The 23,818-nt window shown below is 74.0% G+C and carries 27 protein-coding genes and 1 riboswitch; of the genes, 18 read left to right on the top strand and 9 right to left on the bottom strand.

The annotated features are described in order from the left end of the window. Positions 1-136 precede the first annotated feature (136 nt). The 11 genes from ABT369_RS29035 to ABT369_RS28985 all read left to right on the top strand — a co-directional run bounded on the left by ABT369_RS29035 (position 137) and on the right by ABT369_RS28985 (position 10,646). Positions 137-1,699, top strand: coding sequence for a class I adenylate-forming enzyme family protein (locus ABT369_RS29035; protein WP_350616645.1), 1,563 nt, complete (start codon positions 137-139; stop codon positions 1,697-1,699). Next, complete coding sequence (locus ABT369_RS29030) at positions 1,696-2,463, top strand: enoyl-CoA hydratase/isomerase family protein (protein WP_350616643.1); 768 nt, start codon at positions 1,696-1,698, stop codon at positions 2,461-2,463. The genes ABT369_RS29035 and ABT369_RS29030 overlap by 4 nt, the downstream gene beginning before the upstream one ends. 4 nt (positions 2,464-2,467) lie before the next feature. Beyond that, positions 2,468-3,115 carry a TetR/AcrR family transcriptional regulator gene (locus tag ABT369_RS29025; RefSeq protein WP_350616641.1) on the top strand — a complete coding sequence of 216 codons (648 nt, stop codon included), beginning with the start codon at positions 2,468-2,470 and terminating at the stop codon, positions 3,113-3,115. 147 nt (positions 3,116-3,262) lie between these two features. Then, complete coding sequence (locus ABT369_RS29020) at positions 3,263-4,270, top strand: LysR family transcriptional regulator (protein ID WP_350616639.1); 1,008 nt, start codon at positions 3,263-3,265, stop codon at positions 4,268-4,270. A 178-nt stretch (positions 4,271-4,448) separates the two neighbouring features. Further along, positions 4,449-5,531 carry an ABC transporter substrate-binding protein gene (locus ABT369_RS29015; protein WP_350616637.1) on the top strand — a complete coding sequence of 361 codons (1,083 nt, stop codon included), beginning with the start codon at positions 4,449-4,451 and terminating at the stop codon, positions 5,529-5,531. 17 nt (positions 5,532-5,548) lie between these two features. Continuing rightward, positions 5,549-6,352, top strand: a complete 804-nt coding sequence (locus ABT369_RS29010) for an ABC transporter ATP-binding protein (protein WP_502891838.1) — start codon at positions 5,549-5,551, stop codon at positions 6,350-6,352. Next, positions 6,349-7,206: an ABC transporter permease gene (locus ABT369_RS29005; RefSeq protein ID WP_350616633.1), complete on the top strand. Its 858-nt coding sequence runs from the start codon at positions 6,349-6,351 to the stop codon at positions 7,204-7,206. The genes ABT369_RS29010 and ABT369_RS29005 overlap by 4 nt, the downstream gene beginning before the upstream one ends. A gap of 3 nt (positions 7,207-7,209) precedes the next feature. Next, positions 7,210-8,358: an acyl-CoA dehydrogenase family protein gene (locus tag ABT369_RS29000; RefSeq protein WP_350616631.1), complete on the top strand. Its 1,149-nt coding sequence runs from the start codon at positions 7,210-7,212 to the stop codon at positions 8,356-8,358. Positions 8,359-8,361: 3 nt separating this feature from the next. Beyond that, positions 8,362-8,880 carry a gamma carbonic anhydrase family protein gene (locus tag ABT369_RS28995; RefSeq protein ID WP_350616629.1) on the top strand — a complete coding sequence of 173 codons (519 nt, stop codon included), beginning with the start codon at positions 8,362-8,364 and terminating at the stop codon, positions 8,878-8,880. Positions 8,881-8,891: 11 nt separating this feature from the next. Then, positions 8,892-10,046, top strand: coding sequence for a CaiB/BaiF CoA transferase family protein (locus ABT369_RS28990; RefSeq protein WP_350616628.1), 1,155 nt, complete (start codon positions 8,892-8,894; stop codon positions 10,044-10,046). Between the two features lie 81 nt (positions 10,047-10,127). Further along, the gene (locus ABT369_RS28985; protein WP_350616626.1) at positions 10,128-10,646 is read left to right on the top strand and encodes a TrmH family RNA methyltransferase; all 519 of its coding nucleotides are present in this window, start codon (positions 10,128-10,130) and stop codon (positions 10,644-10,646) included. Positions 10,647-10,822: 176 nt separating this feature from the next. On the opposite strand, the gene ABT369_RS28980 is transcribed toward ABT369_RS28985, so the two are convergent. Together ABT369_RS28980 and ABT369_RS28975 are read right to left on the bottom strand one after the other, a co-directional pair. Then, positions 10,823-11,689, bottom strand: coding sequence for an alpha/beta fold hydrolase (locus tag ABT369_RS28980; protein ID WP_350616624.1), 867 nt, complete (start codon positions 11,687-11,689; stop codon positions 10,823-10,825). 73 nt (positions 11,690-11,762) lie between these two features. Then, the gene (locus tag ABT369_RS28975; RefSeq protein WP_350616622.1) at positions 11,763-13,205 is read right to left on the bottom strand and encodes a serine hydrolase; all 1,443 of its coding nucleotides are present in this window, start codon (positions 13,203-13,205) and stop codon (positions 11,763-11,765) included. Between the two features lie 94 nt (positions 13,206-13,299). Further along, a riboswitch (cobalamin riboswitch) is annotated at positions 13,300-13,504 on the top strand. A 36-nt stretch (positions 13,505-13,540) separates the two neighbouring features. On the opposite strand from ABT369_RS28975, the gene bluB reads away from it, so the two are divergent. Continuing rightward, a complete protein-coding gene (bluB, locus tag ABT369_RS28970) occupies positions 13,541-14,161 on the top strand; it encodes a 5,6-dimethylbenzimidazole synthase (RefSeq protein ID WP_350616620.1) in 621 nt (206 codons plus the stop codon). Here the strand turns inward: bluB and ABT369_RS28965 are convergent, their stop codons facing one another. From ABT369_RS28965 to ABT369_RS28955, 3 genes are all read right to left on the bottom strand, one after another. Then, a complete protein-coding gene (locus ABT369_RS28965; protein WP_350616619.1) occupies positions 14,162-14,302 on the bottom strand; it encodes a TolB-like translocation protein in 141 nt (46 codons plus the stop codon). A gap of 68 nt (positions 14,303-14,370) precedes the next feature. After that, positions 14,371-14,790 carry a hypothetical protein gene (locus tag ABT369_RS28960; RefSeq protein ID WP_350616617.1) on the bottom strand — a complete coding sequence of 140 codons (420 nt, stop codon included), beginning with the start codon at positions 14,788-14,790 and terminating at the stop codon, positions 14,371-14,373. Between the two features lie 40 nt (positions 14,791-14,830). Continuing rightward, positions 14,831-15,334 (bottom strand): hypothetical protein, encoded by a 504-nt coding sequence (locus ABT369_RS28955; protein ID WP_350616615.1) that lies wholly within the window; start codon positions 15,332-15,334, stop codon positions 14,831-14,833. Positions 15,335-15,483: 149 nt separating this feature from the next. Here ABT369_RS28955 and ABT369_RS28950 point away from each other — a divergent pair, with 149 nt between their 5' ends. After that, complete coding sequence (locus ABT369_RS28950; RefSeq protein WP_350616613.1) at positions 15,484-16,212, top strand: SanA/YdcF family protein; 729 nt, start codon at positions 15,484-15,486, stop codon at positions 16,210-16,212. A gap of 9 nt (positions 16,213-16,221) precedes the next feature. Here the strand turns inward: ABT369_RS28950 and ABT369_RS28945 are convergent, their stop codons facing one another. The 4 genes from ABT369_RS28945 to ABT369_RS28930 are packed head-to-tail and all read right to left on the bottom strand — an operon-like array spanning position 16,222 to position 20,083. Then, positions 16,222-17,241, bottom strand: a complete 1,020-nt coding sequence (locus ABT369_RS28945; protein WP_350616611.1) for a zinc-dependent alcohol dehydrogenase — start codon at positions 17,239-17,241, stop codon at positions 16,222-16,224. A gap of 9 nt (positions 17,242-17,250) precedes the next feature. Next, positions 17,251-18,042, bottom strand: coding sequence for an ABC transporter ATP-binding protein (locus tag ABT369_RS28940; protein ID WP_350616609.1), 792 nt, complete (start codon positions 18,040-18,042; stop codon positions 17,251-17,253). Next, entirely contained in the window at positions 18,039-19,037 is a 999-nt protein-coding gene (locus ABT369_RS28935; RefSeq protein ID WP_350616608.1) for a FecCD family ABC transporter permease, read from the bottom strand. The genes ABT369_RS28940 and ABT369_RS28935 overlap by 4 nt, the downstream gene beginning before the upstream one ends. Next, complete coding sequence (locus ABT369_RS28930) at positions 19,034-20,083, bottom strand: FecCD family ABC transporter permease (protein WP_350616606.1); 1,050 nt, start codon at positions 20,081-20,083, stop codon at positions 19,034-19,036. Before ABT369_RS28930 ends, ABT369_RS28935 begins: the two co-directional genes overlap by 4 nt. A 125-nt stretch (positions 20,084-20,208) precedes the next feature. Here ABT369_RS28930 and ABT369_RS28925 point away from each other — a divergent pair, with 125 nt between their 5' ends. Genes ABT369_RS28925 through ABT369_RS28905 form a run of 5 tightly spaced genes read left to right on the top strand, consistent with a single transcriptional unit; the run spans position 20,209 to position 23,797 of the window. Then, on the top strand, positions 20,209-21,231 hold the full coding sequence (locus tag ABT369_RS28925) for an iron-siderophore ABC transporter substrate-binding protein (RefSeq protein ID WP_350616604.1): 1,023 nt from the start codon (positions 20,209-20,211) through the stop codon (positions 21,229-21,231). 15 nt (positions 21,232-21,246) lie between these two features. Then, the gene (locus ABT369_RS28920; RefSeq protein WP_350616601.1) at positions 21,247-21,816 is read left to right on the top strand and encodes a GNAT family N-acetyltransferase; all 570 of its coding nucleotides are present in this window, start codon (positions 21,247-21,249) and stop codon (positions 21,814-21,816) included. Between the two features lie 54 nt (positions 21,817-21,870). Continuing rightward, positions 21,871-22,104 (top strand): phosphopantetheine-binding protein, encoded by a 234-nt coding sequence (locus ABT369_RS28915; protein ID WP_350616599.1) that lies wholly within the window; start codon positions 21,871-21,873, stop codon positions 22,102-22,104. Further along, positions 22,101-23,597, top strand: a complete 1,497-nt coding sequence (locus ABT369_RS28910) for a tryptophan 7-halogenase (protein ID WP_350616597.1) — start codon at positions 22,101-22,103, stop codon at positions 23,595-23,597. Before ABT369_RS28915 ends, ABT369_RS28910 begins: the two co-directional genes overlap by 4 nt. Next, positions 23,594-23,797 (top strand): MbtH family protein, encoded by a 204-nt coding sequence (locus tag ABT369_RS28905; protein ID WP_350616595.1) that lies wholly within the window; start codon positions 23,594-23,596, stop codon positions 23,795-23,797. The genes ABT369_RS28910 and ABT369_RS28905 overlap by 4 nt, the downstream gene beginning before the upstream one ends. Positions 23,798-23,818 lie beyond the last annotated feature (21 nt).

Raw genomic sequence — 23,818 nt, 5'->3', positions numbered from 1 at the left:
ACCATTGCCGTAAACCCCGGCCATGTCCAATACGGGTGCCCGCGGAACTGATAGGGGACGCCTATCGCTCCTTTCTTGACACGCCCATTCCGGGGGCTAACGTCGGTTTCGGCAATTGAATGTCTTGGAGGCGGCCGTGAGATCGTTGTCCTCGGTCGGGCCCGGCGACTGGCCCACCATCGGCGCGCACGCCCACCCGGGCTCGCCGGCGCTGCGCACGCCCGGCGGGGTGGCGCTGACCTACGCCGGGCTGGAGTCGCGGGCGTCCCGGCTGGCGGCCGCGCTGGCCGCGGCGGGGGTCGCCCGGGGCGAGCGCGTCGCGGTGCTGGGCACCGACGGGGTCGGCTACGCGGTGACCCTCTTCGCCTCGCTCAAGCTGGGCACGATCGGGGTGCCGCTGAACTTCCGGCTGGCCGGGGCCGAGCTGGCCGGGCTCACGGCGGTCGCCGAGCCCGCGGTGCTGGTCATCGAGGCGCGGTACGCCCACCTGCTCGACGAGCTGCGCGCCGCCGCGCCCGGCCTGCGGCTGGTGCTGACCCTCGACCGGCCGCTGCCCGGCATCGCCTCGATCGAGCAGTTCGCCGCCGAGCACGCGCCGGACGGGCCGGACACCCTCCCGGCCGCGACCGCGGACGACGACGTGCTGCTGTGGATGCTCACCAGCGGCACCACCGGCACCCCGCGCGTGGTCGCGCAGACCCAGCGGATGGTCAAGGCCAACACCTCCAAGGGCGTGCTGGAGCAGGGCTTCCAGCCGGGGGAGTGCCTCTACGCCGGCACCCCGCTGTTCCACGTGGCCGGGATGGGGTGGCTGTACTACGCGATCTCCCGCGGCGCCGCCCTCATGCTGCTGCCGCAGTTCGACGCCGCCGCCGTGCTGGGCTGCCTGCGCGAGGGCACCGTGACGCGCTGCCTGCTGGTGCCGAGCATGGTCGTCGCGCTGCTGGACCACCCCGGCGCCGGGCCCGTGCCGCAGCTGCGCAGCATCGCCTACGGCGGCTCCGCGATGCCGCCCGACCTGGTGCGCCGCCTGCACGAGACGTTCGGCTGCGACCTGTTCAACACCTTCGGCGCCGGGACCGAGGGCGGCGGCCAGACCATCCTGCGCCCCGCCGACCACCGGGCCGCGTTCGCGGGCCGCCCGCACCTGCTCGGCTCGATCGGGCGGCCCATGTTCGGCGTCGACCTGCGGCTGTGCGACGCGGACGGGGCCGAGGTCGGGGTCGGCCGCGTCGGCGAGATCCACACGCGCAGCGACACGGTCATGAGCGGGTACGTCGGCCGCCCCGACCTCACCGTGACCAAGGTCGTCGACGGCTGGATCCGCAGCGGGGACATGGCCTGGCGGGACGCGGAGGGCTACCTGTACCTGGCCGGGCGCAAGGACGACATGATCGTGCGCGGCGGCGAGAACATCTTCCCCGCCGAGATCGAGCACGTGCTGGTCGAGCACGCCGACGTCGCCGAGGCCGCAGTGGTCGGGCTGCCCGACGAGCGGTGGGGCCAGATCGTCGTGGCGGCCGTCGTCGCCGCGCCGGGGGCGGCCCCCGACCCCGGCGGGCTGCGCGCGTTCTGCCGGTCGCGGCTGGCCGGGTTCAAGACGCCGGCCCGGGTCGTGGTCGTCGGCGAACTGCCCAAGAACGCCGCCGGCAAGACCCTGCGCGCCGCGCTCGCCGCGACCCTGTCGGTGACGGCATGACGAGCGCGGTGCGGGTGGAGCGCGACGGGCACGTGCTCACCGTGACCATCGACCGGCCGGCCCGCCGCAACGCGATGACCTACGCGGCCTGGGACGAGCTCGGCGCGGCCTTCGGCGCCGCGGCCGCCTCGGACGCCCGGGTCGTCGTGGTGACCGGGACCGGGGGCGCGTTCTGCAGCGGCGGCGACCTCGAGGGCGGCGACCGGGCCCCGCACCCGCACGCCCAGCTCCAGGCGGTCGCCCGCACGAGCCAGGCCCTCGTGTCCCTGCCCCAGCCGACGATCGCCCAGGTCGACGGGCTGGCCGCCGGAGCCGGCTTCGGGCTGGCCCTGGCCTGCGACTTCGTGCTGGCCAGCACCCGGGCCCGGTTCGGCACGATGTTCGTGGCCCGCGGGCTGTCGCCGGACTTCGCCACGTCGTGGCTGCTGCCCCGGCTGGTCGGGCCGCGGCTGGCCACCCGGCTGTGCCTGCTGCCGGAGATCTTCGACGCCGCGCGGGCCGGCGAGCTGGGGCTGCTGGAGGAGATCGCCGAGCCGGACGCGCTGCCCGGACGGGTCGCGGCGCTGGCCGAGCGCCTCGCGGCGGGACCGCCGATCGCGATGCGCCTCACGAAGCAGTTGCTGCGGGACTCGTACGCCCGCGGCGTCGAGGAGTCCCTGGCCGCCGAGACGATGGCCCAGTCGATCAACCGGCTCTCCGTGGACGCGCAGGAGGGTATCGCGGCCTTCACCGAACGACGGCCCGCCCGATTCGAGGGCAGATGACACCATGTTCGATGTGAACGTGAAGGCTCCCGCGGTGCGCGCGGTCGCGGCTCCGGCGCAGCCGCGCACCCCCGCCCAGCACGACCGGCGCGACCGCGTGCTCGCGAGCGCCTCGGCGCTGCTGGCCTCGGGCGGGGAGGACGAGCTGCAGATGAAGCGGGTCGCCGAGGAGGCCCGGGTCTCGCTCGCGACCGTCTACCGGTACTTCCCGTCCAAGGACCACCTCCTGCTGGCCATGGCCCGGGCGCGCTTCGAGCGGGCCCTCACCCGGGTCCAGCAGGGCGACGTCGACCTCACGGGCTCGACCCCCGGCGAGCGGGTCGGCGCCTACCTGCTGCGCGAGTTCGCCGCCCAGCAGCGCCGGCCGCACGTCACCGCGGCCCTGGCCCGGGTCCTGGTCGGCACCAATCCGGACTACCGCGAGACCCACGACGAGGTCCAGCGGATGCACCTGCGGCTGCTCTCCGTGATCGCCCACGGCCACGACGGGGCCCCCGGCTACGAGGCCTGGATGGTCCTGCGGGTCGTCGCCGGGTGCTTCGGCTCGGCCACCCGCAACTGGCTCGCCGGGCTGCTCTCGGCCGATGAGGCCCGCTTCGAGATCGCCCTCGCCTGCCGCCTGCTGGACCTGCCCGCGCCCCCGGTCGCGTAGCAGAACCGGTTCTGGCTCTCCGTAATCTCGATCGCCGTCACTGCGGCTGAGCTGCGAAACCTCGCCGTAACACAACCGTTGAAAACCAGACTCGATTCTGGAACACTCGCCCGCATCAACACCCGGCGATGATGCGTGAGGTGCGGGATGAGCAGCATCGAGGTCCGTCAGCTCGAGTACTTCCTGGCCGTCCACGACCACGGCGGCGTCACCCGCGCGGCCCGGGCCCTGCACCTGTCGCAGCCCTCGCTGTCCCAGGCGATCCGCAGCCTCGAGCGGCAGCTGCGCACCGACCTGTTCCTGCGGGTCGGCCGCGGCCTGGTGCTCTCCCCGGCCGGGCAGGCCCTGGTCGCCCCGGCCCGCCAGGTCGTGCGCTCCCTGGAACGCGCCCAGGCCGCCGTGCTGCGCGTGCGTGAGCTGCACTCGGGCCAGGTCTCGGTCGCGGCCGGGGCCGGGCTCGTCGCCGACCCGCTGGCGCCCTGGCTCGGCTGCTTCCGGCGCAAGTACCCCGACACCGTCGTGCGGGTCGAGGAGAGCGAGAGCGACGACGGCGTGGCCGAGCTCGTCCGCTCCGGCGACTGCGACCTCGGGCTGACCGCCGGCTCCATCGTCTGCGACGAGCTCGAGCAGCTGCTCGTCAGCGAGCAGCACGTCGTGCTCGTCTCCCCGCCCGGCACGCCCCGCTCGGTCGGGCCGGTGCCCCTCGAGCGGCTCGCCGGGGTGCCGATGATCGCCGGCGACCGGCGCGGCCAGGCCTGGACCGACGTCGAGCGCGCGATGGCCGCCCGCGGCGCCGGCGCCACCGTCGTCGTCGAGGTCGCCCGCACCGCCTCCACCATCCCGCTCGTGCTGGCCGGGGTCGGCTCGACGTTCCTCACGCTCCGCCTGGCGATCGAGGCCCAGGCGCGCGGCGCGGTCGTGCAGGAGATCGCCCCCGCCCAGGTGCGCCGGCTGCGGCTGCTGCGCCGCCCGGGGGACCGCTCGCCCGGGGTCTGCGCGCTCATCGACGTCATCCACGCCGACGCCCGCCGCTGGGTCACCGCGCTGCAGGAGCAGCGCGACCGCGGCCTCGGGCTGGTCGCCGCCGCAGCCGCGGTCGACGCCCGGATCCGCGACGCCCGCGCGGCCGCGGCGAGCCGCACCGCCGCCGCCTGAATGCGACCGATACTTCCGCGCTATGGAATCAGTGGAACTCGGTATGCGGTAGACCGAATCGAACGTTGACCACCGGCGCCCGGGGCCGTGACGATGATTGCGAGCGTTATTTCCTGCGGCCCGCACCCGCATTCCCAGGAATTGTTTCCGGCCTTGGAGGAATTCGGTGGTTTCGACGATGAAAAGGCGCACGGCGCTCGCGGCGCTGGCCGCGCTGGCGCTGTTACCCCTCGCCGCGTGCGGCGACGACGACAGCTCCGCCAACCCCGGCCCCGGCGGCGAGATGACGATCCGGCTCGGGTTCGCCGGCGCCGTGCTCTCGCCGGGCGCCGCGATGTACACCTCCCTGCCCGACGTGCTCGGCTTCTGGGCCGAGGACCATCTCAAGGTCGAGATCACCCGCATCGAGGGCACCGCCACGGCCCTGCAGGCGATGGTCGGCGACAAGATCGACGTGGCCGTCGTCTCCGGCGAGGCGGTCATCCCGCCGATCTCCGAGGGCCAGCCGTTCGTGATCCCCTACTCGCTGAGCCAGCGCGGCATCGTCGCGATCGCGGCCCCCGCCGGCGGCGCGATCAACAGCCTCGCCGACCTCAAGGGCAAGAACATCGGCGTGCCGACCCTGGCCAGCGGCGCGGTCACCTTCACCAAGGCCGGCGCGGCCGACGCCGGCGTGGACCCCAACAGCCTCAAGTTCGTCGCGATCGGCACCGGCGCCCAGGCCGCCAACGCGGTCAAGAGCGGCCAGGTCGCCGCGGTCGCCGACACCGACACGTCGATCGTGACCTACCGGCAGGCCGGCGCCGACCTCAAGGTGCTCGACACCGCCGTCGCCGACAAGCTCGTCATCGGCGTCGTGGCGGCCACCACGAAGTCGAGCCTGTCCTCGAAGAAGGCCGCGCTGACCGCGTGGGCCCGGGGCGTGGCCAAGGCGACCGAGTGGATGCAGGCCAACCCCGAGGAAGCCGTCAAGCTGCACTACAAGAAGTTCCCCGACAGCAAGCCGAGCGGGGACGAGGCGGCGGCCGTCGCGACCGGCCTGGCCCAGGTCAAGGCCCGCCTGGAGAACGTCAAGGCGGCGGCCAACGGCGAGTACGGCTCGATCAAGCCGGACCAGCTGCAGTACATCGTCAAGTACCTCACCGACAACGGGCAGCTCAAGAAGCCCGTCGAGATCGGCGCGATCTACGACGGCTCGCTGATCCCCGACATCAACAAGTTCGACAAGACGGCCGTGCGGGCCGTGAAGGCGCCCAGCTGATGGAGGTCGGCGTGACCATTGAGACAAGCGGACCGGGCGCGGCCGTCGGCGCGGCGCCCGGCGTCGAGGTCCGCGGGGTGTCGAAGACCTTCCGCACCAACGCCGGTGACGTGGTCGCGCTGACCGACATCGACCTGGAGGTCCGGCAGGGCTCGTTCGTGTCGCTGGTCGGGCCGAGCGGCTGCGGCAAGTCGACCCTGCTGCGGATCGTGGCCGGGCTGGAGACCAGCAGCGGCGGCACCACGCTCGTGGCCGGGGCCCCGGTCGACGGGCCCCGGCGCGACTTCGGCATGGTGTTCCAGCAGCCGGTCCTGCTGCCGTGGCTGACCATCCTGCGCAACGTCATGCTGCCGGCCGACGTCGCCCGCGACCGCTCGGCCGCGGCGAAGCAGCGGGCCGAGGACCTGCTGCGGCTCGTCGGGCTCGACGGGTTCCAGCATCGGTACCCGCGCGAGCTCTCCGGCGGCATGCAGCAACGGGCCGCGCTGGTGCGCGCGCTCATGAGCCGGCCCAGCCTGCTGCTCATGGACGAGCCGTTCGGCGCCCTGGACGCGCTCACCCGCGAGACCATGAACGCCGAGCTGCTGCGGATCTGGTCCGAGACCGGTGCCACCACGCTGTTCGTGACCCACTCGATCAGCGAGGCGGTCTTCCTCAGCGACGTCGTCGTCGTGCTCTCCGGCCGCCCCGGGCAGATCCTCGACCGGATCCCGGTGGACCTGCCGCGGCCGCGCACGTTCGACGTCATGGAGTCGCCCGAGGCGGCCCGGCTGACCCACCGCATCCGGGAGTACCTGCACGCACGAGGAGCCGTGGGATGACCATGACCGCCCCCGCACCCACCACAGTGGACAATGCACCGAAGCGCCCGCGCCCGTCGCTGCTGCGCCGCCACCCGACGCTGGTCGTCAGCCCGCTCATCGCGATCGTGGCGCTCGGCGCCTGGGTGGTGGCCGTGGAGGTGTTCGGCGTCGAGCCGCTGATCCTGCCGCCCCCGCTGGACGTGCTCGACGAGCTGTGGCTCATGCTCACCAGCGCCGAGCTCTACCAGAACCTGCTGGTGACCGTCTCCGAGTTCGGCATCGGCTTCGTGCTCGGCTCGGTGCTGGCGATCGTCGTCGCCGCCGTGCTCGTGCGGATCCCGGTGCTGGAGAAGGGCTTCTCGCCGTACATCATCGCCTTCCAGAACTTCCCCAAGATCGCCATCGCGCCGATGCTCATCACCTGGTTCGGCTTCGGCATGGCCCCCAAGACCGCCCTGGCGACCGTGCTCGCGTTCTTCCCCGTCTTCGTCAACGTCATCGTCGGGCTCAAGTCCTCCACGCGGGAGCAGCGCGACCTCATGCGCATGCTGCAGGCCTCCGAGTGGCAGACGTTCTGGATGCTGCGGGTCAAGGTCGCGCTGCCGTACATCTTCGCCGCCCTGCGCGTCGCGGCCGTGTTCAGCCTGCTGGGCGCGATCACGGGGGAGTTCATCAGCTCGTCGCAAGGGCTCGGGTACATGCTGCTGCAGCGCAACGCCCAGCTGCACGTCGACGGGGTGTTCGCCCTGCTCATCGTCATGGCGACGATCGGGCTGGCGGTGCACGGGATCCTCGGGCTGCTCAACCGGAAGGTCATCTTCTGGGAGGACCACGACCAGGCCCGGCGCCCGGTGCAGGAAGAGAGCGTCTGAGCCATGCGCCGCACGTTGTTCGCCCCGGAGCACGAGCAGTTCCGGGAGCTGGTCCGCACGGTGATCGAGCGGGAGGTGGTGCCGCACCACGAGCGGTGGCGGGAGGCGGGGATCGTGCCCCGCGACCTGTTCCGCACCCTCGGCACCGTGGGCATCATGGGCTTCGCCCTGCCCTCGTCCTTCGGCGGCGGCGGGGCCGACGACTACCGGTACAACGTCGTCATCCAGGAGGAGGCCGCCCGGGCCGTCGTGACCCTGGGCGGGCTGCGCACCCACCTGGACATCGTCCTGCCCTACTTCCTCGCCTTCGCCGACGAGGACCAGCGCGCCCGCTGGTTCCCCGGCCTGGCCTCCGGCGAGCTGTACTCCGCGATCGCCATGAGCGAGCCCGGCGTCGGCTCGGACCTGGCCGGCATCGCCACGACCGCGGTCCGCGACGGCGAGCACTACGTCGTCAACGGGGCCAAGACCTTCATCACCGGCGGCGAACTGGCCGACCTCGTGGTCGTGGTGGTCCGCACCGGCCGCGACCCGGACGACCGCCGGGCCGGGCTGACGCTGCTCGTCGTCGAGAAGGGCACGCCCGGCTTCACCGTCGGCCGCCGGCTGCACAAGATCGGCCTCTCCACCCAGGACACCGTCGAGCTGGCCTTCGACGACGTCCGGGTGCCGGTGGCCAACCGGCTCGGCGCCGAGGGCTCCGGCTTCGCCGCGCTCACCCACAACCTCGCCCAGGAGCGGCTCGCGATCGCCGTCGGCTCGGTCGCCCAGGCCGTCAGCGCCCACGAGCACACCATCCGCTACGTGCGCGACCGGACCGTCTTCGGCCGGCCCCTCGCCCAGTTCCAGAACACCAAGTTCGAGCTCGCCGCGATGGCCGCCGAGCTGGCCGCCGGGCAGGCGCTGCTCGACGCGGCCGTGCGGGCGCACCTCGACGGCGAGCTCGCCCCGGCGGACGCGGCCAAGACCAAGCTGTTCTGCACCGAGCTGCAGGGCCGCGTGGTCGACCGCTGCCTGCAGTTGCACGGCGGCTACGGCTACGTCACCGAGTACCCGATCGCCCGCATGTACGCCGACGCCCGGGTCACCCGCATCTACGGTGGTACCAGCGAGGTCCTGAAGTCCATCATCAGCAAGTCGCTGGAGTTGTGAGCCGTGCCCGTCTACGCCTTCGGAGACTCGGTCCCGAGCATCGACCCGTCCGCCTACGTCCACCCCGACGCCATCGTCATCGGCCGGGTCGTGCTCGGCCCCGACGCCTCCGTCTGGCCCGGCGCGGTGCTGCGCGGCGACAGCAACGAGATCACCGTCGGCGCCGGGACGAACATCCAGGACGGATCCGTCGTGCACGCCAACGACCGCCACGCCACCCGCATCGGCGCGCGGTGCATCGTCGGGCACCTGGCCCACCTGGAGGGCTGCGTCGTCGAGGACGGCGCGCTGATCGGCTCGCAGGCCGTCGTGCTCCCGGGTGCGCACGTCGGGGCCGGGGCCCTGGTCGGCGCGTCCGCGCTCGTGCCGCCCCGGTTCACGGTCCCGCCCCGCACCACGGCCCTCGGCGTGCCGGTGCGCATCCGCGACACCCCGCCCGACGCCGAGCACCTGCGGATCAACGCCGAGCGGTACATCGAGACCGCCCGCCGCTTCCGCCGCGAACTGCGCCGGATCGACTGAGAGGACCGCCCATGCAGGAGCAGATGCCGGCCCTCGACGGCGTGCGCGTCGTCGAGTTCGGCCAGCTCATCGCCGGCCCGTTCTGCGGTCAGCTGCTGGCGGACTTCGGCGCCGACGTCATCAAGGTCGAGCAGCCCCGCGACGGCGACCCGATGCGCCACTGGGGCCTGAGCAAGGACGGCAAGTCGCTGTCGTGGAGCGTCATCGCCCGCGGCAAGCGCAGCGTGACCGCCGACCTCAAGTCCGCCGAGGGCAAGGCGTTCGCGCTGGAGCTCATCGCCCAGGCCGACGTCCTCGTGGAGAACTTCCGGCCGGGGACGCTGGAGCGGCTGGGCCTGGGCTGGGACGAGCTCTCGGCCGTGAACCCGCGGCTCGTCCTGGTGCGGGTCAGCGGCTTCGGCCAGACCGGCCCCTACGCGGCCCGGGCCGGCTACGGCTCCATCGGCGAGGCGATGGGCGGCCTGCGCCATCTCGTCGGCGACCCCGACCGCCCGCCGAGCCGCACCGGCCTGTCCATCGGCGACATGCTGGCCGGCATGCACGCCGCCTGGGGCACGGTCCTCGCCCTCTTCGCCCGCGGGCGCACCGGCCTCGGCCAGGTCGTCGACGTGTCCATCTACGAGTCCGTGCTCGCCATGACCGAGGCCCTCGTCCCCGACTACGCCCTCGCCGGCGTGACCCGCGAGCGCTCGGGCGCCGTCCTGCCCGGCGTCGCGCCGTCCAACGTGTACCCGACCGCCGACGGCGACTTCGTGCTCGTCGCCGCGAACCAGGACACGGTGTTCCGCCGCCTCGCCGCCGCCATGGGCCGCCCGGACCTCGCCACCTGCGAGGAGTACGCCACCCACGCCGCCCGCGGGGCGCGCCAGCGGGAGCTCGACGACCTCATCGCGGGGTGGACGCGGCAGTACCCGGCCGGAGAGGTGCTGGCCCGGCTGGAGGAGCACGCGGTGCCGGCCGGCCGCGTCTTCACCGCCCGCGACATGCTCGCCGACCCGCACTTCGAGGCGCGGGAGAGCATCGTGCGGGTGCCGGACGCCGACCTGGGCGCGGTCCCGATGCAGAACGTGGCGCCCCGGCTCTCGGCCACGCCCGGCCGCATCCGCTGGACCGGCCCGGCCCTGGGCGAGCACGACGAGGAGGTGCGCGCGTCGCTGCACCGGTGACGCGACGACAGCCGGCGCGCTATCCTGGGGGCGGCCCTTCCGCCGTCGATGGCCCGCGTGCGCCGCGAAGCACGTCCTCCCATGGCTACCGCCATCCGCGTCCGCACCCGCTCCGAGGTGCGCTCCGCCCGCCGCCCCCGCTCGCACCGCTGCTGGGGACATCTCCTGGCCGCGCCGCTGTGGCCCATGCACGGCGTCAACCTCGGCACCCTCCTGCGCACCTGCGACGCCGTCGGGGCCTGCCTCGTCGTGCCGCGGCTGCCGTGGATCGACGAGGCCCTCGCCCGCGGCAACACGCTGCGCCGGCCCGCCTGCGTGCACCGCATCGGCGACCCGCTGCGCTGGCTGGCCGCGGAGCGCGCGGCGGGCGCGCGGATCCTGGGCGTGGAGCTCGCCGACGAGGCCGTGCGCCTGGCCGACCTGCCCGCCGCGCGCCGGCGCACCGTGATGGTCCTCGGCCACGAGTCGACGGGCATCCCGCCCGAGGCCCTGGACCTCCTCGACGGCGCCGTCGAGATCCCGATGATCGGCACGGGCATGAGCCTGAACGTCGCCGTGGCCGGCTCGCTCGTGCTCTACAAGCTCGCCGGCCTGCTGTAACCGCCGCTCGGGTCGGTGGCGGACGGGCCGGCCGACACCGCCGGACCCGCGCCACCGCGGGGACCCGTCGACAGCGCCGGACCCGTCGACACCGCGGGACCCGCGACACCGCAGGGACCCGTCGACAGCGCCGGACCCGTCGCCGGGCTTCGCGGTGCGCGCGGAGCCGGTTCCGGCTACCCGAGGACCTCGCGGAGCTTCGCGGCGAACTCCGCCGGCTTGCCCGCGTAGCCGGAATCGCCCCCGACGAAGCCGCCATGGTGGCTCGGGAACACCGTGACCTCGTGGCCCAGCAGGGCGGCCACGCCCTCGGCCGTGCGCGCCGTGTACGTCTCCGCCGATTCCTCGCCGACCCCGACCACGATGCGCGTCGGGGCCGCGGACAGGGCGGCCGCGTCCGGGCGGTAGTCGGTGATCGCCCACGCGCGCCTCGACAGCAGCGGGTCGTCGCGGCGCCCGTCGTCCTCGGTGGGCATCCCGAACATCGCCGGGTCGGGGTCCGGCTGCGCGAAGTAGTCCTCGGTGAACTCGCCCTTCCAGGAGGTCATGGCGATGAACGCGGCCATGCCCGCGCCGGAGCCGTTCGCCTCGTAGGCGGCGTTGAAGCGGGCCCGGGCCCGGTTCGCGGCCTCGGCGTCGGGGAGCACCGCGTTGATCGGCGGCTCGTGCGCGACCAGCACGGCGATGTCGCCGGGGTGGGTGGACACCCACTCGAGCGCCGTCACCGCCCCGCCGCTGCTGGCGAAGACGTCGACCGGCCCGGCGCCGAGCGCCTCGGCGAGGCGGTGCAGGTCGGCGGCCTGCTCCTGCGGCGAGTCGGTGGCCACGCCGTCGGTGCGGACGCTGCGGCCTAGGCCGCGCGGGTCGTAGGTGACGACGGTCCGGTCCGGGAAGTGCGCGGCCAGCGCGCGGAACCCGTCCGCGGCCATCGGCTGGCCGATCATGAACAGCAGGGGCCGGCCGTCCGCCGCCGGCAGCGGGCCGGTGACGTCGTAGACCAGGTCGACCCCGGGCAGGGCGAGCGTGTGCGTCGTCTGCGTCATGCCCCGAGCCTAGGGCGGCGGCCGCGGCCGTGTGGCCCGTCCGGCGCGAACCGGACGAACGTGGGATACCGGCTCAGCCGCCGGCCTCGTAGGCCAGGATGGCGGCCTGGACGCGGTTGTTCAGGCCCAGCCGCAGCAGGATCGCGCTCACGTGGGCCTTGACCGTGCCCTCGGAGAGGCGCAGCTCGGCGGCGATCTCCTGGTTGGACAGGCCCCGGCCGACGCCGCCGAGCACGTCGCGTTCGCGCGGGGTCAGCCGGTCCAGGCGCCGCCGGGCGGCCTCCGCGCGGGCGAGGCGGTCGCCGCCGAGGCGGGTCATGACCTTCTGGGCGATGCGCGGCGACAGGTAGGCGGCGCCGCCGGCGACCGCGCGCACGCCGAGGATCAGCTCGCGCGGGTCGGCCGCCTTGAGCACGAGCTCGATCCGCTGCCGCTGCCCGCCCGTGGCCGGCGGCTCGGCGCCGTGGGTCAGGGCGACCAGGCCGCGCAGCACCTCGTACGTGTCGTCGTAGAGGCCCGCGCTGTTCGTCATGACCGCGTACCCGTAGCCGGTGGCGGGATCGATCGCCTCGACGGCCGTGTAGGTGAACAGGTTCCCCGAGTGCACGAGCAGCTCGCGGCCGTCCACGTCGGTCGGGCCCCAGCCCATCGCGTAGTCGCGCACCTTCGACGGCGCGTGCATGGCCGCGAGGCTCTCCGGCCGGACGACCTGCGGGCCGTGGCCGGTCTGGGCGATGAGCCACCGGCCCATGTCCTCGGCGTCGGTGACGACCCCGCCCGCGCCGCCGTGCGCCCCGAACGCGCGCAGCTCCGGCCGCGCGACCCAGGCGCCGAAGAGCGAGATGTGGCCGTCCGCCGCCGCGCCCCCGACGGAGCTGCCGGTCATCCCGAGCGGTTCGAAGACGTGCATCCGGACGTACTGCCCGAAGCCCACGCCCCCGGCGACCTCCACGAGCCGGGCGGCGATCTCGTAGTTGGCGTTGCAATAGGCCCACGCGGTGCCGGGCTCGGCGGCGAGGTGCCCGGACCGCAGCGCCGCCACGTACGCGGCCGGGCTGGCGGTGGACTCGGCCGCGGGGATGTCGACGCCGCCGTCGGCGAGGCCGGAGGTCTGGTCGAGCAGCTGGCGCACCGTGACGCGGGCCGCGCGCGGGTCGGCCATCCGGAACTCGGGGAGCTGGTCCGCGACGGGCTCGTCCAGCGCGACCTTCCCGGCGTCCACGAGCGTCATGACCGCCGTCGCCGTGAACGACTTGGTCACCGAGGCGACCCGCATCGGCGTGCGCGCGGTGACCGGCGCCCCCGTCGAGTCGTGGCCGTAGCCGGCCGCGTGCACGACCTCGTCCCCGTGCGTCACGACGGCGGAGAGCCCGGGCAGCCCGGTCCCGTCGAGGGCCTGGCGCAGGTAGGTGTCGATGGGCGTCGGGGTTGTCGGTGCGGCCGGCGCGGCCTGGGCCGGCGCGGCGGGCCACAGCACGACGGCGGCGGCCGCGAGGGCGAGCAGTCTGCGGTTCATGCCACCCGACGCTAGGCAGCGGCGCGCCCGGGCGGATCTGCCGAAACGCCGCGGCCACCCCCGACGAAAGTCGGGGGTGCGATACCCTTCGCGGCGGCAAGTACTGAAGCGAGGTGCCCCGCCGGCGACGGCGGGGAGAATCTGGGAAGCCGGTGCGAATCCGGCACGGGCCCGCCGCGGTGACCGGGGAGCCGCCGCCCACACGCGCACGCGTAGCCACTGGCCCGCACGGGCTGGGAAGGCGGGCGGTGAGGCGACGATCCGGGAGTCCGAAGACCGGCCTCGCGACTGACGGCCCCGGCCCGCCCGGGGCGTGAGCGCAGCGGGAGCCTGCCATGACGCACGAGCTGTACGACATCATCAACCGCCGCCGCGACGTGCGCGGCGAGTTCACGGGCGCGCCGGTGCCCGACGCCACGCTCGACCGGATCCTCGGCGCCGCGCACGCCGCCCCCAGCGTCGGGCTGTCCCAGCCGTGGGACTTCGTCGTCGTGCGCGACCGGGCCCTGCACGAGGCCTTCCACGCGCACGTGTCCCACGAGCGCGAGGTGTTCGCCGCGACCCTCGACGCCGAGGCGGCCGCCCGCTTCGCCCGCATCAAGATCGACGGGGTACTGGAGTCGACGCTGTCGGTCGTGGTCACGTACGACGCCGAGCGCGGCGGCCCCGCGGTGCTGGGCCGCCACGCGATCGCCGACGCCGGCCTCTACTCGGTGTGCCTCGCCATCCAGAACCTGTGGCTCGCGGCCACGGCCGAGGACCTCGGCGTCGGCTGGGTGTCGTTCTACCGCGAGGACTTCCTGCGCGGCCTGCTCGGCATCCCGCCCGGCGTGCGGCCCGTGGCGTGGCTGTGCCTCGGGCCGGTGAGCCGGCTGATGGAGGTGCCGGACCTGGAGCGGCACGGGTGGCGCCGCCGCTCCCCGCTGCACCAGGTCCGCCACGAGGACCGCTGGTGATCAGCCGGCGCGCCAGTCGGGGGCCTCGTCGGTCCCCGGGCCGAAGGTGACCTGGGCGTTGCCGGTGCCGTCGGGGTTGATCGTGAAGATGTGCCCCCAGGCCTCGTCGTCGTCCAGGTCGCAGTACGCGATCCGCGGCACGCTAGCCGACCGCGACCCGCTCAATTCCGGGCAAGTCGCCACCCCCGCCGAAACCCGACACCCGACGCCTAGATGCAGATCCAGCAGTAGAGGCCCTTGCCGGCGCGGCTCACCTCGGCGAGCGAGTGCAGGAACTCGGCCGCGTCGGGCGGGGCGAAGCCGCCGTCGAACTCCTCGATGCGCGACCAGGGCTCGGCGACCGCGTCGAGCTCGGCCGGGGTCGCGGCGGCCAGAGCGGCGCGCAGGTCCGGGCTGATCGGGAGCACCAGCTGGTCGAAGTCCGGGGTCGCCGCGATCGGCGCCCCGGACGAGCGGTCGACGCCCGCGAACAGCCGCGCGAGCTCGCCGAGGCGCACTGCGGGGTCGATGCGGCACGAGACCACCGGGCCGTCGTGGCCGTCCGGCCCGCCGGGGCCGCCGGGCAGGTCGAGCGCCGCGGCCGCCTGCTCGTCGGAGTCGGCGGCGAAATAGTCGTAGATCACTCCCATGGCGACATCATCGCGCATGGCCGGGCGGTGGCGCGCGGCGTCAGTTGCCGCCGCGGCCGGTGTCCATGACCTTCGCCGACGCCTTGACCTGAGCCTTCTTGGTCTGCTTGCCGCCGGTGGTGGTGATCGTGTACGTGTGCGTCTCGACGCTGCCGACCGGGCCGCCGCACGAGAACGTGAACGTCTCCGTGCCGCTCGCGGGGTAGTTGCCGTAGCTGCCGGGCAGGTCCGGGTTGTCCACCGACAGCCCGATCCCGGTGGCGCCGGTGACCTTCCACTTGATGATCACGGGTACGGCGTCGGCACGGTACACGGCGGTGCCCTCGGGGCACTTCGGCTGCTGGACGATCTTGAACTCGACGATCTTCGTGTCGCCCTTGGGCTTGCTCTGCTTCGTCGGGCTCGGCTTGAGCGAGGACGTGGCGCCGGCCGGCACCATGTCCGGCGACTCGGCCGGGTCGTCGCCGGAGCAGGCGGCGGTGCTCAGCCCGGCGAGGGCGATCGCGGCGACGGCCATCGAGAGGCGGACGCTCGGACGGTTCATGGTGTGCCTCCCGGCAACGGTCGGTGGTGCATCGATACGTCTGACGCTAGGTCCGGGCCGATCGCGTGTGATCCAGGATTCGTGCCACGACCTCCCCGGACCCGTTCCAGGCCGTTCCGCCCCTTGCCGGGCCGTGCCATGCTGCCCGCATGGCGAACACGGACACCGCACCCGGCGAGGCCGCGGCCCCGCCGCCGGCCCGGCCGCCCCGCCGCCGGCGCCGGGTGCTGCTGCGCCTCGGTGTCGTCGCGGTGCTGCTCGTCGCGGTGGTGATGGTCCCGACCGCGTGGGTCCACGCGTCGTCCTCCGGGCGCCTCGTCGCCGTCGCGCAGGCGCCGGCCGCCGACGTCGCGATCGTCTTCGGGGCCCAGGTCGCGCCCGGCGGCCAGGACCCGATGACCTTCCTGCGCAACCGCCTCGACAAGGCCGCCGAGCTCGTCGCCGCCGGCAAGGTGAAGGCGCTGCTCATCTCCGGCGACGCGCACGGCGGCTCGGGCAACGAGGTCCGGGTGATGGGGGACTACCTCGCCCAGCACGGCGTCGAGCGGTCCCGCGTCGTCGTCGATCCCTACGGCCTGGACACCTACGACACCTGCCGCCGCGCGCACGACGTCTACGGCGTGACCAGGGCGCTCCTGGTGAGCCAGGACATCCACCTGTACCGTGCGGTCACCCTCTGCCGCCGCGTCGGCGTCGACGCCTGGGGCGTGCCGTCGGGGTGCGACGGCTGCCGGCAGATCACGATCTGGAAGAACCGCGCCCGGGACGTCGGCGCGGCGTGGAAGGCGGCCTGGGACGCCACGCGACTGCGCCCGCCGGCCGTGCAGTCCCCGCCGGACCGCAGCCTGGCCGACGCGATCGCCGCCCACACACCCTGACGCCGGGGGTCAGTGCCCGGCCGGCTCGATGAGGACCTTCAGGCCCTTGCGGGCGTTGGCGACGGGGAAGGCCTCGGCCACCGAGGTCAGCGGGTAGCGGTGGCTCACCAGGGACCGCACGTCCGCCCGGCCCCCGGTGACGAGGGCGAGCGCCCGCGGGTACACCTCCTTCATCCGCCGCACCATCGCGAACGTGAGGCCCTTGCGCCGGGCGGCCGCCGCCGGGAACGCCGACGTGTCGGTGCTCGGGATGCCGCCGAGCACGACCCGGCCGCCGGGGCGCACCACGGTGACGGCGGCCTCGATGGCGGCGTCGGTGCCGGCGATCTCGAAGGCGACGTCGGCGCCGCGGCCGTCGGTGAAGTCCGCGAGGGCATCGGCGACGCCGGCGGAGGCCGGGTCGAGCACGACGTCCGCACCGTAGGCGACGGCGGCCATGCGGCGGTGGGGGAGCGGGTCGGTGGCGAGCACCCGGGCGGCTCCGGCGGCCCGGGCGACCTGGATCAGCAGCAGCCCGATCGGGCCGCAGCCGAGCACCGCGACGTCGGCGCCGAGGGGCACGTGGCCCAGGTCGACCGCGTGGACGGCGACGCCCAGCGGCTCGAGCATCGCGCCGTCGGCGTCGGTGAGGGCCTCGGGCAGGGGGTGCAGGCGGTCGGTCGGCCACGCCAGGTACTGCTGCAGCCCCCCGTCGCGACGCCCGTGCCCGGCGAAGACGATGTCGCGGCAGAGGTTCGGGTGCCCGGCCCGGCACAGGTCGCAGCGGTGGCACGGGATCGCCGGGTCGATCGCGACCCGCACGCCGTCCAGCGCGCCGCCGCGCACGACCCCGGCCATCTCGTGCCCGCCGACGATCGGGTGCGCGATGCGGGCGTCGCCGATGCCGCCCTCCGCGTACCAGTGCAGATCCGACCCGCACAGCCCGACCGCGGTCACCTCGACCAGGCTCTCGCCCGCGCCGGGCACGGGCACGGGCTCCGCGGCCAGCCGGACGTCCCCGGCCGCGTGTAGTCGCGCGCTGAGATTCACACCGCAACTCTAGGCAGGAACTCTGGGCAGTGGGACGACGAGCGGCGTACCCGTCGCCGGGTCCGGGATCACGAGCGCCTCCAGCCCGAAGACCGACGACAGCAGCTCGGGGGTGAACACCGCCGCCGGCTCGCCCTGCGCCACGATGGCGCCGCCGCGCATCGCCACCACGTGGTCGGCGTAGCGGGCGGCCAGGTTCAGGTCGTGCAGCACCATCACGATCGTCCGGCCGCGCTCGCGGTGCAGCCGCGACACCAGGTCGAGCACGTCGATCTGGTGGGACAGGTCCAGGTACGTCGTCGGCTCGTCCAGCAGCAGGATCTCGGTGCCCTGGGCGAGCGCCATCGACAGCCAGGCGCGCTGGCGCTGGCCGCCGGAGAGCGCGTCGACGGGGCGGCCGGCGAGGTCGAGCATGTCCGTCCACGCCAGGGCCTCGGCGACGATCGCCTCGTCGGCGGCCGACCACTGGCGCAACCAGTTCTGGTGCGGGTGGCGGCCGCGCATGACGAGGTCGGCGACGGTGAGCCCGTCCGGCGCGACCGGGCTCTGCGGCAGCAGGCCGAGGACCCGGGCCACCTCGCGGGTGGGGATGCGCTCGATGCGCCGCCCGTCCAGGAGCACCTCGCCGGCCCGTGGGCGCAGCAGCCGGCCGAGCGCGCGCAGCAGCGTGGACTTGCCGCAGCCGTTGGGCCCGACGACGGCGGTGACGGCCCCCGGGGGCACGTCGAGGTCGAGGCCGTCGACGACGACGCGGTCGCCGTAGGCGAGCCGCAGCCCCCGCGCCTGAAGCCGAGTGGTCATGCCGAGTTCCTCCGGTTCGTGCGCACGAGCAGCCAGAGCAGGTAGGGGGCGCCCACGATCGCGGTGACGAGGCCGACCGGCAGCTCGCGGCCGGGCAGCACCGTGCGGGCGAGCAGATCGGCGGCGACCACGAGCAGCGCGCCGAGCACGGCCGAGGTGAGCAGGGGCGGGCGGGAGCCGCCGCACAGGCGCAGCGCGACCTGGGGCACCACGAAGGCGACGAACTCGATCGGGCCGGCGGCGGACACGGCGGCCGCGGCCAGGGCGATCGCGGTCAGCACCACGGCCAGCCGCGCGAGCTGCAGCCGTACGCCCAGCGCCCGCGCCACGTCGTCGTCGAACTGGATCGCCTTGAGCGTGAACCCGGTGGCGAGGGCCGCGGGCAGCAGGACGGCCAGGGCGACGGCGAGCGGGCGCACCCGGTCCCACTCGACGCCCGCGACCGAGCCGTTGAGCCAGACCGTGGCCCGGTAGGCGTCGACGATCTCGGCCCGCACCAGGAACCACGACACGCCGCTCTGCACGATCTCGCCGACGCCGAGCCCGACGAGCACCAGCCGGTAGCCGTCGATGCCGCGCCGCCAGGCGAGGACGTAGACGAGCGCGGCCGCGAGCAGCCCGCCGGCCAGCGCCGCGAGGGGCACCCCGGCCGCGCTGCCCCCGCCCCCGAGCACGATGAGCGCGACGGCCCCGAGCGAGGCGCCGCTGGTCACGCCGAGCACGTCCGGCGTGGCGAGCGGGTTGCGGGCGAAGGTCTGGGTGAGCGCGCCCGACAGCGCCAGCGCCGCGCCCACGAGCAGGGCCGCGAGGATTCGCGGCAGCCGCAGGTCGAGCACGACCAGCCGCTGTCCGGGGGTACCGCCGCCGAGCAGGACGTCGACCACGGTGCCGGGCGGGATCGCGTAGCTGCCCCGCCCGATCGCGAGCACGGCGACCGCGACGGCCACGGCGAGCCCCGCCAGCCCGACGGCGGCGGCCCGGGCGTAGGGCCTCACAGCCGGACCAGCCCGCGGCGGCGCCGGACGAGCGCGATGAAGAACGGCGCGCCGACGACGGCGAGCACGATCCCGGTCTGCAGCTCGCCGGGGCTGACCACGACCCGGCCGAGCGTGTCCGCGACGAGCAGCAGCGCGGCGCCGGCCAGCGCCGAGCAGGGCACCAGCCAGCGGTGGTCGGGGCCGGTGAGCGTGCGGGCCAGGTGCGGCACGATGAGGCCGAGGAACGCGATCGGGCCGCAGGCCGCGGTGGCCGCCCCGGCCAGCAGCACGATCGCCGCGACCCCGGCCGCGCGGGCCGCGAGGACCCGCTGGCCGAGCGCGCGGGCGACGTCCTCGCCGAGGCCGAGCGCGTTGAGCGCGGGCGCGTTGAGCAGCGCGAGCCCCAGCCCGGCCGCGATGAACGGGGCCACCTGGGCGGCGACGTGCGCGTCACGGCCGGACAGCGAGCCGACGACCCAGAAGCGGAACACGTTGAGGCTGGCGTTGTCGGCCAGCAGCATCGCCTGGGTGAACGAGGCCAGCAGCGCGCTGATGGCGAGCCCCGCCAGGGCGAGCGTGACCGGGGTCGGGCCGCCGCGCCGGCCGGCGGCGATGCCGAAGACGAGCACGCTGGCGAGCAGGGCGCCGGCGAAGGCGAACCAGATGTACCCGGCGAGGGTGCGGGTGCCGAGCTGGATGCCGATCACGACCATGAACGAGGCGCCGGCCGAGACGCCGAGCAGGCCCGGGTCGGCGATCGGGTTGCGGGTGTGGCCCTGCATGAGCGCGCCCGCGGCACCGAGGGCGAGCCCGACGAGCAGGCCGAGGATCGTGCGCGGCAGCCGCAGCTCACGCACGATCGCCACGGCCTCGGGGGCCGCCGTGTCGGGGGAGACGATCGCCCGTGCCACGGCAGCGGGGCTCAGTGTCTGCGCGCCGACGGCCAGGCTGAGCAGCACCGCGGCGCCGGCCGCGGCCACCAGCGTGAGCAGGGCGACGGCCCGTCGGGGGCGCCGGGCGGGCCGCGGCGGCGGGGCGTCCACCCGGGGGACGACTACCGGCAAAATTGTCACCTCTATCGCTGAACGTCGAACGAAGGTTAGCCTTATCAAATATCGGGCGCCGTCTTGCCCTCGACCGGAATGATCACTTAGGTTAGCCTAACCTAACTCCGAACGTGAGGCCCGACATGACCTTTTCCCTGCGTCCCGCCCGCCGGTTCGTGGCGGCCGGGATCGCCCTCGCCGCCGGGATCGCGCTGCTCAGCGCGTGCGGCGACGACGCCCAGAGCGAGGATGCGGCCGCGACCGGCTCGGCGCCCGCGGCGGCGAGCTACCCGGTCGCGCTGACGCACAAGCTGGGGACCGCGCAGATCAAGGCCGCGCCGCAGCGGATCGTGGCCCTGTCCGACGCCGACCTCGACGCGCTGCTCATGCTGGGCGTGCAGCCGGTCGGCATCGCCGAGTCCGCGGGCGAGGGCGGTGTCACGCCGTGGGCCAAGCCGAAGCTGACCGGCACGCCGGCCGTGCTCACGGCGGGCGACACCGGCTTCGACATCGAGAAGATCGCGGCGCTGAACCCGGACCTGATCCTGGCCGGCGGCGACTACTACATCAAGGACGAGTACGAGAAGCTCAGCAAGCTCGCGCCGACCACCGCCTATGAGACCACCGGCCCGTTCGAGGACTCGTGGCAGACCACGCTGCGCCAGGTCGCCAAGGCCGTGGGCCGGCCGGCCGACGCGGAGAAGATCGTCACCGACGTCGAGGCCAAGATCACCAAGGCCAAGTCGGACCACCCGGAGCTGGCCGGCAAGAAGTTCTCGCTGAGCCAGATGTGGGAGGCCGGCTCCATCGGCGTGCTGCGCTCCGACAAGGACGCCGGGGTCAAGATGCTCAACGACTTCGGCATGGTGCTGGCCCCGGGCGTGGCCGCGCTGCAGGGCGAGGACTTCGCGGTGCAGCTGAGCCTGGAGAAGGTCGGGGTGCTCGACACCGACGTGGTGCTCGTCTACTACGCCGAGGACGGCCTCAAGCCCCAGCTCGAGGGCAACGCGCTGTTCAAGGGGCTGACCGCGGTCAAGCGCGGCTCCTACGCGGCGCTGAGCGGGGCCCAGTTCTCCGCGCTGCGCACGCCGACGCCGCTGTCGGTGCAGTACATCATCGAGAACGTCCTGCCGGCGATCTCGACCGCGGCCAGGGCGACCGGCTGAGTGTCCGGCCGAGAGGTGACGGCGGGCCTCGCCGCGGCGGTCGTCGCGGCGGGACCCCCGCCCGTCCCGGTGCTCGCCCCGCCGTGGGCGATCCGCCCGCTCGCCGCCGGGGGTGCCGATGCCGAGCTGGTCAGCCGGTGGATGGGCGAGCCGCACGTGGAGGCGTTCTGGCGCGCCGCGTGGCCGGCGCCGCGCTGGGCCGAGGAGCTCGCTGGGCAGCTGGCGGGCGAGCACTCCCGGCCGTACCTGGTCTCCTTCGAGGGCGACCCGCTGTCCTATGTGGAGATCTACCGCACCCCGCGGGACGTGGTCGGGCGGCAGTACGACGCCGACCCCTACGACCTGGGCGTGCACCTGGCGATCGGGGACCCGCGGCGGACCGGCCAGGGGCTCGGCCGCGCCATGGTGCGCGCGATCGCCGAGGGCCTGGCCGTGGCCGACCCGCGCTGCCGGCGGGTGTTCGCCGACCCCGACGAGCGGCACGTGGTCGCCCGCCGGATGTTCGCGCGGGCCGGATTCCAGTCCATCGGAATCCATGACCTGGGCCACAAACGGGCCGAACTCCTCTTTACTGTCGTGAATTAGTAAGGTTAGCCTAACCTGACAACCCGGAAGGCCGTCCCAATGAACATCGAGCGGATGCGCAGCGACGTCGCCGAGGCGCTCGCCGAAGTCGCCGAGGAGCCCGCCGCGTTCGCCGACGACGACAACCTGATCGACCTCGGCCTCGACTCGATCCGGCTGATGAGCCTGGCGACCCGCTGGCGCGCCGCCGGCTTCGAGGCCGGATACCTGGACCTGGCGATGGAGCCGACGGTCGCGGCCTGGGCGCAGCGGCTGGAGGCGTCGAACGTGCTGGAGGAGAAGCGTTGAGCCCGATCATCGAGAACGCCGACGTCGTGGTCGTCGGCGGCGGACCCGGCGGATCGACCGCCGCCACGCTGCTCGCCAAGCGCGGGCACCGGGTGGTGCTGCTGGAGAAGGAGACCTTTCCGCGGTACCAGATCGGCGAGTCCCTGCTCCCCTCGACCGTGCACGGCATCGGCCGGATTCTCGGCGTCAGCGAGGAGCTCGCGAACGCCGGGTTCACCGTCAAGCGCGGCGGCAGCTTCCGCTGGGGCACCAACCCGGTGCCGTGGAACTTCCTCTTCGCCGTGGCCCCCGAGCTGTCCGGCCCGACGTCGACCGCCTACCAGGTCGAGCGGATGAAGTTCGACGACATCCTGCTGCGCAACGCCGCGCGCAACGGCGTCGACGTGCGCGAGAACAGCCCCGTGACCGACGTCATCGCCGACGAGGAGCGGGTGCGCGGGGTGCGCTACACCGACCCCGACGGCAACGAGCGCGAGATCCACGCGACGTTCGTCGTCGACGCCTCCGGCAACCGCAGCCGCGTGCACCAGCACGTCGGCGGCGAGCGGATCTACTCCGAGTTCTTCAAGAACATCGCGCTGTTCGGCTACTTCGAGGGCGGCAAGCGCCTGCCCGCCCCCGACTCCGGCAACATCCTGTGCGCCGCGTTCGACGAGGGCTGGATCTGGTACATCCCGCTGTCCGACACCCTCACCAGCGTCGGCGCCGTGATCAGCCGCGAGCACGCGAGCCGCCTGCAGGGCGACCAGGAGCAGGCGCTGCACGGGTTCATCGACCGCTGCGCGATCGTCAAGGACTTCCTCGCCGACGCCACCCGGGTCACCGAGGGCGTCTACGGGGAACTGCGCACCCGCAAGGACTACTCGTACACCAACAGCACGTTCCACCGCCCCGGCATGGTCCTCGTCGGCGACGCCGCGTGCTTCATCGACCCGGTGTTCTCCACCGGCGTGCACCTGGCCACCTACGCCGGCCTCCTCGCGGCCCGCTCGATCAACACCGTGCTCGCCGGCGACCTGGCCGAGGCACGGGTGTTCGAGGAGTTCGAGGGGCGCTACCGCCGCGAGTACCGCGTCTTCTACGAGTTCCTCTCTGCGTTCTACGACATGCAGACGAACGAGGAGTCGTACTTCTGGAAGGCCCGCAAGGTCACCAACCTCGACACCACCGACCTGGAGGCGTTCGTGACCCTGGTCGCGGGCGCGCACTCCGGCGAGCGGGCCCTGGTGCGGACGTTCCAGGCCGCCTCCGACGACCTCGCCGGCGCGGTGGAGCGGACCGGCAGCATGCAGACCACCTCCGGCGAGCGCATGCACCACCTCTTCGGCACCCCGGTCGTGCGCGAGGTGATGGCGGAGATGAACAACATCCAGGTCCGCGGCGTGCAGGGCGAGGCGGCCCGGGAGCTGCCGCTGCTCGACGGCGGGCTCGTCCCGGCGCCCGACGGCCTCTCGTGGGCCGATCCCGCCGCCCGGCCGGAGGAGGCCCGATGACCACGAACCCGTTCGAGGACGCCGACGGCCGGTACTTCGTGCTGGTCAACGACGAGAACCAGCACTCGCTCTGGCCGGCCTTCGCCGAGGTGCCGGCCGGCTGGCGGGTGGTGTTCGGCGAGGACGGGCGCGACGCCTGCCTCGAATACGTCGAGCGGCACTGGACCGACATGCGCCCGGCCAGCCTCTACGCCTCGTAACGCGCCCGCACACACGCATCC

This window comes from Dactylosporangium sp. NPDC000244, from assembly GCF_040300725.1.
Taxonomy (GTDB): domain Bacteria; phylum Actinomycetota; class Actinomycetes; order Mycobacteriales; family Micromonosporaceae; genus Dactylosporangium.
This window is presented reverse-complemented; position numbering and strand designations above follow the sequence as displayed.